Consider the following 12620-nt stretch of genomic DNA (forward strand, 5'->3'; position numbering starts at 1 on the left):
ACCGGAGTATCGCACTTGTCCCTATTCCTTATCGCGGCCCTTCCCTTCCTCGGAGCTGTTTTTCCAGCCCTCTTGATCCGGGCAGGACGAAACGCAGCAGCTTCCGCGGCAGGGCTGACCACATTCCTCGCCCTCATGGGACTATTGATCCATATTCCCAGCGTCATGCGCGGCGAGGTGGTGACTGCGCGATTTGACTGGATACCGGGGCTGGGGCTGAACGCGAATTTCATGCTCGACGGGCTGGGTTTTCTGTTCGCGCTGCTGATCTTAGGGATCGGCTTGCTGATAGTCCTGTATGCGCGGTTTTACCTGTCACGCGAAGATCCGATGGGGCAGTTCTATACCTATCTACTGTTGTTTCAGGGCGCGATGGTCGGTATCGTTCTGTCTGACAACATATTACTTCTTCTTATTTTCTGGGAACTTACGTCCCTAAGCTCATTCCTTTTGATCGGCTATTGGAGGCATCTGCCCGAAGGGCGGCAAGGTGCCCGGATGGCGCTGGCTGTCACCGGCTCAGGCGGGCTGGCGATGATCGCCGGGATGCTGATCCTGGGCAACATCGTTGGCTCCTACGATCTAAGCGTCATCCTGCAGAACAAAGAACTGATACAGGCGTCGCCCTACTACCTGCCCGCGCTGATCCTGATACTGCTGGGCTGTTTCACCAAGTCGGCACAATTCCCGTTTCATTTCTGGCTACCGCACGCCATGGCTGCACCGACACCAGTTTCAGCCTATCTGCACTCTGCCACGATGGTAAAAGCCGGTCTGTTCTTGATGGCCCGGATGTGGCCGGTTCTGGCTGGGACGGATGCGTGGTTTTACATCGTCGCCACCACCGGGCTGATCACCATGCTGCTGGGTGCAGTGATTGCGCTGTTCAAGGACGATCTCAAGGCACTGCTTGCATTTTCGACAGTCTCACACCTTGGATTGGTGACCATGCTGCTGGGCTTTGGCACCAAGATCGCGGCTGTGGCAGCCATCTTCCACATCATCAACCACGCGACGTTCAAGGCGGCCTTGTTCATGACCGCTGGGATCGTGGATCACGAGACCGGAACGCGCGATGTCAAAAGGCTGGGCGGCCTGCGGCACCTCATGCCAATCACCTTTATCATTGGCACCATTGCGGCGTTATCGATGGCCGGTCTACCACCACTGAATGGGTTCCTGTCAAAAGAGATGATGCTGGAGGAGACCGTTCACACCACCTGGCTGAACTCGCATTATCTGGTGCCCGGTCTAGCCCTGCTGGCGGCGCTGTTTTCGGCGGCCTATTCCTTCCGCTTTGTCAGCCATGTTTTTCTGGGCCCCGAGCGCGACGATTATCCCGCGCATCCGCACGACCCGCCCGTCGGTCTTTGGCTGGCCCCGGCGTTCCTTGTGGTGCTGGTCGTCCTGATCGGTCTTTATTCCGCAGCCATCGTTGGCCCGCTTGTCGCGGTTGTCTCCAGCGCGGTGATCGGGGGCGAGAAGCTGCCCTATTACTCGCTGAAACTATGGCATGGTTTCACTCCTGCGCTTTACATGTCGGCAGTGGCAACGCTGGGTGGCCTGTTCCTGCTGTCGCTGCATAAACGCGGCGACCAGATCTGGAACGTCCTGCCCCGCCCCGAGGCCAAGGTGATCTTCGAAGCGGTCATCGACGCGCTTACCCGCCTTAGCCGGTGGATTACGGATGAGCTGCACAACGGCGTGATCAGCCGCTATGCCATCATCCTGATCGCCTTCACGGTCGGCATCGGTTACTACGCCTTTGCAACTGGCACGATAGGCTTAGAAACCCGGGTGCCGCTCCCGGCCCAGATCATTCCCATCATCGGTTGGATTTGCCTTGTCGCGGCGACACTTGCGATCATGTGGTTCCACCGCAACCGCCTGCTCTCACTGGTGTTGATTGGGGTTGTCGGTCTGATCGTATCCATGGCGTTCAACTATCTCTCGGCCCCCGATCTGGCACTGACGCAGATCTCAGTTGAAGTTGTAACCATGATCCTGTTGTTGCTGTCGCTGAACTTCCTGCCCACCGAAACGCCTTGGGACAGCAGCGCCGCACGGCGCTGGCGCGATGCAGCGATTTCGGTTGTTGCCGGGGTCGGCTCGGGCGCGTTGATCTACGCGCTGATGATGCGGGATTTCGCCTTTCCGACGATTTCGGAATTCCATCTTGCGAATTCCTACAAGGGCGGTGGCGGTACCAATGTGGTGAACGTAATTCTCGTCGACTTCCGGGGTTTTGATACATTCGGTGAGATCATCGTGCTGGGTATTGCCGCCCTGATCATCTTTGCCCTGACCGAAGCGGTTCTGAGCACCAACGTGCGCGGCTATTTGCTGAACCGCAAACCGCACTGGCCGCAGTCAGGTGACTCGCATCCTCTGATGATGGTTGTCGCCACACGGGTAATGATGCCAATTGCCTTGATGGTTGGTGCCTACATCTTCTTCCGTGGCCATAACCAGCCCGGAGGTGGCTTTATCGCAGGCCTCATCGTCGCCATCGCATATCTGATGCAATACATGGCCAGCGGATACACATGGGCCATCGAACGGCAACGGTTCTACTACCACGGCACGATCGGCTGGGGTGTCCTGATTGCCGCCGCCACCGGTTTAGGCGCGTGGTTTAATGAGCGCCCGTTCCTGACAAGTGATTTCGGTTATATCCACTGGCCACCTCTGGAAGAGTTCGAATGGGCCACTGCAATTCTGTTCGATACCGGAGTGTTCCTCGCCGTATTGGGGGCGGTGATGCTGGCGCTCGACAGTCTGTCGCGGTTCGCCTGGCAGCCGGGCATGGCGCAGGAATTCCCGATGGATATCAATCCGTTGCGAGACAATCCTCCGGAAGATGAAAATGAGAAGGAGCAGGCCTGATGGAAGCGCTCGTAGCCTCTGCCGTAGGTGTGATGACCGCCGCCGGGATTTTCCTGATCCTGCGCCGCCGAACCTTCCCGGTTATTCTGGGCCTGTCTCTGATCACCTATGCCGTGAACGTATTCCTGTTCGCCACAGGACGTTTGGCGCTGGACGCCCCGGCCGTTCTGAACAAATACGAAGATGTGCCCTATACCGATCCGCTGCCGCAAGCGCTGGTTCTGACGGCAATCGTGATCTCGTTCGGGATGACCGCGGTGATCGTGATGATCGCCCTGTCTGCCTATCTGTCCTCGAAGGATGACCATATTGACATGAGTGCGAGTGACAGCGTGGATGCACCGGGAGAAGACGCATGAACCACTGGATCGTTGCGCCGATCGTCCTGCCCGCGATCCTGGCCCCGTTCATCATCATGGTCCTGCGATATCATCTGGATTTGCAACGCATATTCTCGGTCGCGGGGGTAGTCGGGCTGCTGGGGATCGCACTGACCATCACAGCGCAAGCCACAACCGGGGAAATCCAGGTCTATGAGCTGGGCGATTGGCCTGCGCCATTCGGCATCGTGCTGGTATTGGACCGGATGTCGGCCATGATGGTGCTGCTTACTGCGTTGCTGGCCCTGCCCATCGTTCTTTACGCCATCGGATCCGGGTGGGATGATAGGGGCAAGCATTTCCACGCCCTTTTCCATTTCCAGCTCATGGGTGTTTGCGGGGCCTTTCTGACAGGGGACGCCTTTAACCTATTTGTGTTTTTCGAGGTCCTTCTGATCGCTTCGTACGGGCTCATGACACACGGAGGCGGAGCGGTCCGGCTGAAGGCAGGGGTGCAATACGTCACCTACAACCTGCTGGGATCAACCCTTTTCCTGTTTGCGCTTGGAACTATCTACGCCGTCACCGGCACGCTCAACATGGCTGATCTTGCTGTTCGGGTCGCAGAAATTCCACCCGAGGATACCGCCCTGCTACGGGTTGGGGCCGTTCTGCTGCTGTTGGTGTTTTGTATCAAGGCTGCCGTGCTGCCGCTGCATTTCTGGCTTCCTGCAAGTTATGCCAATGCGCCTCTACCTGTGGCCGCCCTGTTTGCAATCATGACGAAGGTCGGGGCCTACTCTATCCTGCGGGTGTATACTCTGGTCTTCGGACCGGACGTTGCCGCAACCGAAGGCCTGGTTGGTGCGTGGTTGCAACCTGCAGCATTGGTCACCTTGGCGGTTGGTACCGTAGGCATTCTGGGCTCACAGCATATCGCACGGATGGTTGCTTTCTGCGCCATTACCTCGATGGGAACATTGCTCATCGCTATCTCGCTATTCAGTGAGGTCGCAGCGGCAGCAGCCCTGTATTACGTCTTCCATTCGACGCTCGCGACCGCTTTGCTATTCCTGGTGGCGGATATGGTGATGGAACGTCGTGGAGGTGCCATCTCGCCGACTGCACCGATGCCGCAAACCGGGCTGATCTCGGCCCTCTTCTTTGTTGGTGCCATTGCTATGGCAGGAATGCCCCCACTATCCGGCTTCATCGGCAAATTGCTTGTTCTTGACGCCTCGCGCGGGGCACCGGATGCCAATGCGGTCTGGGCTGTGATCTTGATCGGATCATTCGTGACCATTGTCGGACTGGCCCGTGCCGGCACACTCATTTTCTGGAAGTGCCACGACGTGCAGGCAATCCCGCCAACTGAACCAGATTCCGAAGAAGAACCTGTTGCCACCGCAATTGCGCCTGAACCGCACGCAGCCCTTGCGTTTACCTCAGTCTTTGGCGCGGTTCTTGGTCTGGTACTGCTCACACTATTTGCTGGTCCGGCACTGCAGTACACCAGTAAAACCGCAGAACAGTTGTTTACACCCGACAACTACATCTCTGCCGTGTTAGGGAGGGAAGAATGATAAAGCTGCTGCACCGGATTTTCCCCCACCCTCATTTGACCGTTTTGCTGACGCTTGTCTGGATTTTACTGGCGAATTCGCCGTCGCTGAATTCGCTTGTGTTCGGCTTGTTGCTGGGGATCATTATTCCGTTCATCACGCAACCCTATTGGCCTGACCGTCCCAAGCTGCGCAATTGGCCAATGGTCGTGGAATATATGCTGGTCGTGCTGTGGGATATCGTGATCGCAAACATTACTGTCGCCAGGATCATCCTGTTCAAACGGGATGCCGACCGCCAACCCGGATTTGTCTGCGTTCCCCTCGAACTGCGCACGCCCGAAGCGATCACAGTGCTTGCTGGAACTATCACCATGACACCCGGTACCGTAAGCTGTGATCTGTCCGCACAAGGGCACAATCTGCTGGTACACTGCTTGGATGCGCCAAACCCCGAGGAAGTGCGCGACCAGATCAAAAGCCGCTACGAGCGCCGCCTTAAGGAGATTTTCGAATGATCGAATATGCGATATATTTTGCATTCGCCTGTTTCGGAGCGGCGATCATGATGTGCCTTTGGCGGATCATCACTGCAGATGGCGTGGGCACCCGTGTACTGGCACTGGATACAATGGTGATCAACACCATCGCATTGCTGATACTGTATGGGCTTAGCATCGAAACCGAGATTTTCTTTGAGGCCGCGATGATCATCGCCATGCTGGGCTTTGTCTCAACCGTGGCCTACGCGCGCTTCATGCTGCGCGGCAACATCATCGAGTGAGGGCGGCATGACATTCATCTTCGAACTGCTCATTGCCTTCTTCCTGATCGTCTCGGGCATATTCGGCTTTGTCGGCTCGTTTGGCATGATTAAGCTGAAAGACCCGATGTCGCGATTGCACGCACCAACCAAAGCGACAACGCTGGGTGTGGGAGGTGTACTCCTGGCTTCGATCGCACATTCAGTACTGCTTGAGGGCAAACTTTCACTGCATGAGCTGTTGATTACGCTGTTCCTTTTCCTGACGGCACCGATCACGGCCCTGTTCATTGCCAAATGGCACATTCATCGACATGAAAAGCCCAGTGATTTGCCTGATGCGGGCGAGGATGAGCTTTGGGCCACCCACGCCGTTGAGCAGGTTGAAGACGTCCCGGACCACAGCGCGAACTAGTTACAATGCACACACCACCGCTGCCCCTGACCCGCGATCTGGTTCTGATTGGCGGGGGTCACACCCATGCGCTACTGCTACGCAAATGGGGGATGAACCCGTTGCCGGGTGCGCGTATTACGGTGATCAATCCCGGCCCGACCGCGCCCTATTCGGGAATGTTGCCGGGCTTTGTTGCTGGCCATTATCAGCGTTGGGAACTTGATATCGATCTGGTCCGTCTCGCCCGCTATGCAGGGGCTCGGGTAATATTGGGCACAGTTGAGGGGATCGATCCGGACAGACGTCAAATCAATGTTCCCGGACGCGCGCCGGTGGCGTTTGATGTCGCCTCGGTCAACGTGGGGATCACGTCAGATATGCCTGCCTTGCCCGGTTTTTCCGACCATGCGGTCCCCGCCAAACCCCTTGGCCGCTTCGCCGCACAATGGGAGGAGTATCTTTCAGAGCCCGGCCCCGCCTCGGTCGCGGTGATCGGTGGCGGTGTTGCCGGTGCTGAATTGGTCATGGCAATGGCCCATGCCCTGCGCGCCAACGGGCGTGACGCAAAGGTCACTTTGATCGATAATGCAACCGCCCTGTCCGCAACAATTCCAAAAGCCTCAGCAACCATCCGTCAGGCCATGAAGCAACTAGGGATCGAGGTTCTTGAGCACGCTTCCATTCAGCAAATTTCAAAGGGGCGAATTGATTTGTCAAACGGTCATCAGATCGTTGCCGAATTCATCACCGGAGCGGCAGGCGCACGGCCATATGATTGGATTTCCAACAGCGACCTCGCGCTTCAAGACGGCTTCATCCAGGTGAACGCGTTCCTGCAATCCAGCGATCCTGCGATCTTTGCCGCCGGCGATTGTGCGCACCTCTCAGATAACCCGCGCCCCAAAGCCGGGGTATACGCGGTGCGCGAGGCACCGATCTTGTATGACAATCTGCGCGCGGCACTGGGTGCCGGGAAGATGAGGCGATATGCCCCTCAAAAGGATTACCTGAAGCTCATCTCGCTCGGCCAAAAATCTGCGGTTGCCGAACGATTGGGAACCTCGTTCAGCGGAACGCTCATGTGGAAGTGGAAGAACCGCATCGATCAGCGTTTCATGAACAGATTTCGTGAACTGCCCCAAATGCCCGCCCCCCCTCTGCCTCGGTATCACACTGCTGGGATGCAAGAGGCACTGGGAGAAAAGCCGATGTGCGGTGGATGCGGTGCCAAAATCGGTCGAAGAGCGCTGCAAACCGCGCTGGCCGAACTGCCGCGGCTTGAAAAGCCTGACATCACTCAGCTGCCCGGCGACGACGCGGCATTGCTGAAGACCGGCGGTGTACGACAGGTTATAACTTCGGATCATCTGCGAAGCTTCACCAATGATCCGACCTTGATGACCCGGATTGCCGCAGTTCACGCACTTGGTGATATTTGGGCGATGGGCGCACAGCCACAAGCCGCGACGGCCACAATCATCCTGCCCCGCATGTCCGCTGAACTCCAGCAACGCACGATGGCCGAAATCATGCAGGTTGCCAGCTCTGTCATGCATCAGGCCGGTGCCGAAGTTGTCGGTGGGCACAGTTCGATGGGCGATGAATCGACCTTTGGCTTCACGTTGACAGGTCTTTGCGAAGCCGAACCCATCACGCTAGGCGGTGCGAAATCCGGTGATGCCTTGATCCTGACAAAGCCACTGGGCAGCGGTGTGTTGATGGCCGCTGAAATGGCCGGGCAAGCAAAAGGAGATTGGGTCGTATCCGCCTTCGAGCACATGATACAGCCGCAAGGCGAGGCATCCCACATCTTAAGAAGCGCCCACGCGATGACCGATGTCACAGGATTCGGTCTGGCAGGTCACCTGCAGGGCATGTGTGAGGCTTCGGGATGTGGCGCGACCCTGTCTCTGGCGCAGGTCCCGGTTATGAAAGGTGCAGTTGAACTAAGTGATCAGGGCATCCGATCCACAATCTACGCCGATAACCGCACCATAACCCCTGAACTTCCAACCGGAGGCAAAGCTGACCTGTTGTTCGACCCCCAAACAGCCGGAGGCCTATTGGCAGCCGTTGCATCCGAGGAGGCTGAACATCTGTGTGCCCAACTGCAGGCCGTCGGCTATCCTGCTGCTCTGATCGGCCACTTGAACACGACACCGGTCCTGCGCGTTCACAACTGATCAAGTATCCTTTCGATCTGTTCCGCTGTCGCGGACAACCCCTTGCCATCAAGTGACGGCGCATCAATCTGGGCGATTACCTCAGCGTGTTGTGCTTTACGGGATTTGGCGTAAGCCGGATCATAGTGCTGCTCCATCAGTGCCTGAGTCAGAGCCCTTTTGTCCCCCGCGTCAATCAAATCCAACCAACCATCTACAACATCATGGCCACGATGAAGCCGCAGCAGTGACAATCGGTCTCGTAGCCTTTCTCTATCTGACAAGATGTCGTCATAGGCCGAAACCAGATACTCCGTCCGCGCCTCGATCGGCGCATTGATTTGAATTCTAGGTGCCGAACACAGGGCAGACCAAAGGCTGGGTGGCAGGATCAGGCTTCCGATTTTCGACGACTCCGCCTCAACTACGATCGGCCGGGCCTCGTCCATTTCGACCAGAGCTGCGGTCAAAGCGGATTCAAACGCTTTCTGACTCGGTTGGCCGCCGGGCATTTCGCCCAACAATGATCCTCGGTGATTGGCCAACCCTTCCAGATCAACCACCTGAACACCTAACGTCTGCAGGTGTGCTAGCAGGTTAGTTTTGGCCGTCCCGGTGTATCCGTCCAGTGCGACCAGCCGATAGGGCAGCGCATCATCATAAAGGTATTGCTTCACCATCCGGCGATAGGATCGGTATCCGCCTTCAACCACCTCGGCGCGCCAGCCAATCTGCTGAAGCATCCAGCCGAAGGACCCGGATCGCTGACCACCACGCCAGCAATAAACCAAGGGTTTCCAGTCTCCCTCATGGTGGCTAAGTCGGTTCTCAATGTGATCCGCTGCATTGCGAAATACCAGTGCCGCACCCAACTTGCGGGCCAGAAACGGGCTTTGCTGGACATACATGGTGCCAACCCGCGCACGCTCTTCATCGTTCAGAACGGGAAGGTTGATGGCGCCGGGCATGTGATCCTCGACGAACTCAGCTGGGCTTCGCACGTCGATGACCGTATCAAACTCGTGGCTGTAAAGCTGTGCCAGACTGGAGAATTTCAATGTCATGCCAACGGTCTATCGCGCCTATCGGCAGAAGAAAAGCAAGCGGCCATCAGTGACACCGGAACGCCGCATTGATGAGCCATTGCAATACGCGTGCGCTTGGGTAATGAACTTTCTAAATAGATTTCATTCATGGGACCTGCGCTCGAATGGCACAACAGACCCCGAACTCTCTCAAAAGCAAAGCACTAAGTGATCTTGAGGCGGGAAAGCTGCCTCAGGCACTGAAAAAGGCGCAACTGGGCATCAAGAAATTCCCCAAGGATTCAGATTATCAAGCCATTGTTGGTTTTGTGCTGACTGAGATGAAGCGGTACAAGCAAGCCATTCCCCATTTCGCCGAAGCATCGCGCATGAAGCCAGACGATGTGCAATTTGTTGAAAATCTGGCAAATGCGCTGATGCAAACAGGGCAAATCCCACGCGCGCTTACGTATTCCGAACAAAAGCTGGCGCGTTTCCCCAACAGCAAAGAACTGGTTCGTGTCATCGACGAAATCCAGCTCAAAGGGCAGAACTGGCGCTTGATCATCGAACATGCCACGCAAAAATTGGCGACTGATCCTGATAATGCTGATCTGCTTTCATCGCGTGCCCGGGCCTATGGGCAGATCGGCTTTGCGCAACAAAGCACCGAAGATATTTCACGCGCCTTTGAGATAGCACCTGAAAAAGAAGACATCGCCATCCGAAAAGCAGTGAACCTGCATCAGGCCGGCGACAAGGACGGGTCAAGGCAGATCTTGCTCTCTGTTCTTGCGGCAAATCCTGTTTCAGCTGCGGCGCTATACCAAATGTCGATGGTAGCGGATGAAAAGCAAGCAGAGGAACTTGCCGACACCATTGAAACCGCGATTTCACAAAGCGATCACGACGATTCATTGCTTGGCTTTGCAAAGGCAAACGTGACTTTGGCACGCAAAGGGTTGCATGTGGCGTTGCCTCTATTCGCGCGCGCCAATGCGGCACAACATGCGACGAACCCGTATGACTTCGCAATTGAAGAGAAAAAGCAAAGCGAAATTTGCAGCCTGTTCACCGATGATATGTCTTCAATTGGTTCGATGCCTGACGGCGAGCCAAGACCGATTTTTGTGGTGGGGCAGCCCCGGTCGGGCACGACATTGATGGAAATGATGTTGAGTTCCCTACCCGGTGTTGTTGGCTGCGGAGAGCTTATGCTGGGGGCTGATCTTTCAAATTCCTATCTGGATTCGAACACGCCTTTTGACGCGAATGCAGCCGCAGACTTTGCACAGGAATTCCGCAGACTAATGCCACCGCCCCCCAAGGGTTCAACTGCATTTGTCGACAAGATGCCTCACAATTATCAGCGGGTTGGATTTTTATTAGCGGCTTTCCCTGAAGCCCGGGTTATCAACATGATCCGCGATCCGCGGGATGTTGGCCTGTCCAAATGGATCAGGCGTTTTCCTGAACCGGGGCTGCGCTATGCGTCTGATCTTAAGGCAATTGCGCATTCGGCCAACCTGTACAGGCGCTATATGGCGCACTGGAACAACATCTTCGGGGACCGTATCCTGTCGGTATCTTACGAAGAGCTGGTCGCCGATCCCGAAACTCATAGCAAGAACATTACAGCGTTTTGCGGCATCGGATGGGACGAACAGATGATGCACCCTGAAAGAAATACACAGCAAGTGCGCACTGCCAGTGTCGATCAGGTACGCCAGAGAATCTCGACCCGTTCCATAGGCGGCTGGCGTGATGTCACATACCACATTCAACCTATGTTAGACGGCTTCGACCAAGCGCTTTGGCCTGAGTACAAGTTCGACTGAACCAAAAAAAGGCCGCCTGCAATGGGCGGCCTTTCCGTTTGTTGTGCTAGCCTTACTTTTGTTTGATACGACCGTCCAGATAGGGCTGGTATGGGGCGTTTTCGGCAAGGTATTCGGCCGTTACATCCGCCAAATCGGGGCCAAAGTCATAAGCGTTCTTGTCATCGCCTGAGAATACGCTGTACCCGTCACCACCGTTGCGGACATAGTTGTTTGTGACAACCAGATATGTCGCCGCCGGGTCAATTGGTGCGAACCCGTCGCCGTTGGCGACCAAGACCTCGACAACCCGGCCTTCATTCGGTGCAACCGATGGATCCCAGGTAAAGGTCATACCCGCCACCTGCGGGAAGCGACCTTTGACCTCTTCAACCTGGCTCACGCCATTCTCAAGCGCATCAATGACACCCTGGCCGCTGATCTCAAAGGTCGAGAGCGTGTTCTGGAACGGCAGAACCGTCAGCACCTCGCCCATGGTCACCTCGCCTGGGTCGATTGAGGCTCGCAGCCCGCCCGAGTTTGCAATCGCAAGCTGGACGCCCTGATCCGCGACCCGCGCCAACATCGCATCCGCAACAAGATTGCCCATCGCGCATTCCTGTACGCGGCAGACCGACCGATCGCCTTCAATCGCGTCTGCAGCCTCGGCCACAACTTTTTTACGAATCTCTTCGAGCGGAACGGCCAGCTCAGCGATGCGGTCCAGCGAACTCGGGTCCTCGGTCACGGAATTGTCCATGATCAGCGGCTCACCAACAGCCGCAACGACATTGCCGTCATCGTCGAATGTCACATTGAGTTCGCCCAGGAATTTGCCATAGGCATACGCCTGCACGATCTGCACCCCGTTCACTACGGTCGGATACGGTCCCGCTGCTTTATCGGACGTGTTCGACAAGTAGGTATTCGAATGACCGCCTACAATCACGTCGACACCAGTGGTTTCCTGCGCCACGCGCTGATCCACCCCATAACCCGAATGGCTGAGGACGATGATCTTGTTCACGCCCTCTGCGGTCAATCTGTCCACTTCATCCTGAACCGCAGGCACTGGATCCGAGAAGGTGATATTCGGTCCCGGCGACGCCAGGTCATGTGTGTCTTCCGGCGTCAAACCAATCAGGCCGATCTTCTCACCGCCCACCTCAATCACGGTGGATTTCTTGATCTTGTCGGTCAGAAGTTCTTCGTCCGCTATATCGGCATTTGACATCAGAACCGGGAAATCAACCGAATCGATGAAGCCACGTAACACTTCGGGGCCATCGTCAAACTCGTGGTTGCCTACGGTCATCGCGTTATAGCCCAGTTTGTTCATGAACTCAGCGGCGACTTTGCCCTTGTAGTAGGTATAGAACAAAGAGCCCTGAAACTGGTCACCTCCGTCCACGAGAATCGAGTTTTCGGCCCGTCCACGCGCCTCTTCCACCGCGGTCACCAGACGTGCCGAGCCGCCAAAACACTTACCCTCGGCATTGTCTTCATCACCACAAGCGCTGTCGTACTTGTTGATCGGTTCAATGCGCGAGTGAAAGTCATTGGTGTGCAAAATCGTAAGCTTGTATTCGGCAGCCGCCATACCGGCTGTCAGGCCCAATACAGCCACCGAAGTTAAAAATCGGGTGAACATCTCAAAACTCCCTATCGTTGTTTTGTCGTGATCGTGC

The 12620-nt window shown here is 56.2% G+C and carries 10 protein-coding genes; 8 read left to right on the forward strand and 2 right to left on the reverse strand.

What is annotated here, in order from left to right; all coding sequences use genetic code 11:
* Nucleotides 1-15: 15 nt before the first annotated feature.
* Genes AC2FI7_RS02290 through selD form a run of 7 tightly spaced genes read left to right on the forward strand, consistent with a single transcriptional unit; the run spans nt 16 to nt 8111 of the window.
* Nucleotides 16-2886 (forward strand): monovalent cation/H+ antiporter subunit A, encoded by a 2871-nt coding sequence (locus tag AC2FI7_RS02290; RefSeq protein WP_029621726.1) that lies wholly within the window; start codon nt 16-18, stop codon nt 2884-2886.
* Entirely contained in the window at nt 2886-3245 is a 360-nt protein-coding gene (locus AC2FI7_RS02295; protein ID WP_010438934.1) for a Na+/H+ antiporter subunit C, read from the forward strand. The genes AC2FI7_RS02290 and AC2FI7_RS02295 overlap by 1 nt, the downstream gene beginning before the upstream one ends.
* Nucleotides 3242-4789: a monovalent cation/H+ antiporter subunit D gene (locus tag AC2FI7_RS02300; protein ID WP_010438933.1), complete on the forward strand. Its 1548-nt coding sequence runs from the start codon at nt 3242-3244 to the stop codon at nt 4787-4789. Before AC2FI7_RS02295 ends, AC2FI7_RS02300 begins: the two co-directional genes overlap by 4 nt.
* Entirely contained in the window at nt 4789-5286 is a 498-nt protein-coding gene (locus tag AC2FI7_RS02305; RefSeq protein WP_029621724.1) for a Na+/H+ antiporter subunit E, read from the forward strand. Before AC2FI7_RS02300 ends, AC2FI7_RS02305 begins: the two co-directional genes overlap by 1 nt.
* Entirely contained in the window at nt 5283-5552 is a 270-nt protein-coding gene (locus tag AC2FI7_RS02310) for a K+/H+ antiporter subunit F (protein ID WP_010438928.1), read from the forward strand. The genes AC2FI7_RS02305 and AC2FI7_RS02310 overlap by 4 nt, the downstream gene beginning before the upstream one ends.
* 7 nt (nt 5553-5559) lie before the next feature.
* The gene (locus AC2FI7_RS02315) at nt 5560-5946 is read left to right on the forward strand and encodes a Na+/H+ antiporter subunit G (RefSeq protein ID WP_010438925.1); all 387 of its coding nucleotides are present in this window, start codon (nt 5560-5562) and stop codon (nt 5944-5946) included.
* 5 nt (nt 5947-5951) lie between these two features.
* On the forward strand, nt 5952-8111 hold the full coding sequence (gene selD, locus AC2FI7_RS02320) for a selenide, water dikinase SelD (RefSeq protein ID WP_496815586.1): 2160 nt from the start codon (nt 5952-5954) through the stop codon (nt 8109-8111).
* On the opposite strand, the gene mnmH is transcribed toward selD, so the two are convergent.
* Complete coding sequence (gene mnmH, locus AC2FI7_RS02325; RefSeq protein ID WP_496815587.1) at nt 8102-9154, reverse strand: tRNA 2-selenouridine(34) synthase MnmH; 1053 nt, start codon at nt 9152-9154, stop codon at nt 8102-8104. The two genes, selD and mnmH, sit on opposite strands and share 10 nt — an antisense overlap.
* Nucleotides 9155-9300: 146 nt before the next feature.
* On the opposite strand from mnmH, the gene AC2FI7_RS02330 reads away from it, so the two are divergent.
* Complete coding sequence (locus tag AC2FI7_RS02330) at nt 9301-10953, forward strand: tetratricopeptide repeat-containing sulfotransferase family protein (RefSeq protein WP_496815588.1); 1653 nt, start codon at nt 9301-9303, stop codon at nt 10951-10953.
* A 52-nt stretch (nt 10954-11005) separates the two neighbouring features.
* Here AC2FI7_RS02330 and AC2FI7_RS02335 read toward each other — a convergent pair whose 3' ends face one another.
* Nucleotides 11006-12583 carry a bifunctional metallophosphatase/5'-nucleotidase gene (locus tag AC2FI7_RS02335; RefSeq protein WP_010438917.1) on the reverse strand — a complete coding sequence of 526 codons (1578 nt, stop codon included), beginning with the start codon at nt 12581-12583 and terminating at the stop codon, nt 11006-11008.
* Nucleotides 12584-12620: the final 37 nt, after the last annotated feature.

Source organism: Ruegeria sp. YTSA064 (assembly GCF_059610325.1).

Coding starts and splice junctions, on each gene's coding strand:
- AC2FI7_RS02310 (WP_010438928.1), top strand. CDS start 5,283: ATGATCGAATATGCGATATATTTTGCATTCGCCTGTTTCGGAGCGGCG.
- AC2FI7_RS02330 (WP_496815588.1), top strand. CDS start 9,301: ATGGCACAACAGACCCCGAACTCTCTCAAAAGCAAAGCACTAAGTGAT.
- AC2FI7_RS02300 (WP_010438933.1), top strand. CDS start 3,242: ATGAACCACTGGATCGTTGCGCCGATCGTCCTGCCCGCGATCCTGGCC.
- selD (WP_496815586.1), top strand. CDS start 5,952: ATGCACACACCACCGCTGCCCCTGACCCGCGATCTGGTTCTGATTGGC.
- AC2FI7_RS02335 (WP_010438917.1), bottom strand. CDS start 12,583: ATGTTCACCCGATTTTTAACTTCGGTGGCTGTATTGGGCCTGACAGCC.
- AC2FI7_RS02295 (WP_010438934.1), top strand. CDS start 2,886: ATGGAAGCGCTCGTAGCCTCTGCCGTAGGTGTGATGACCGCCGCCGGG.
- mnmH (WP_496815587.1), bottom strand. CDS start 9,154: ATGACATTGAAATTCTCCAGTCTGGCACAGCTTTACAGCCACGAGTTT.
- AC2FI7_RS02315 (WP_010438925.1), top strand. CDS start 5,560: ATGACATTCATCTTCGAACTGCTCATTGCCTTCTTCCTGATCGTCTCG.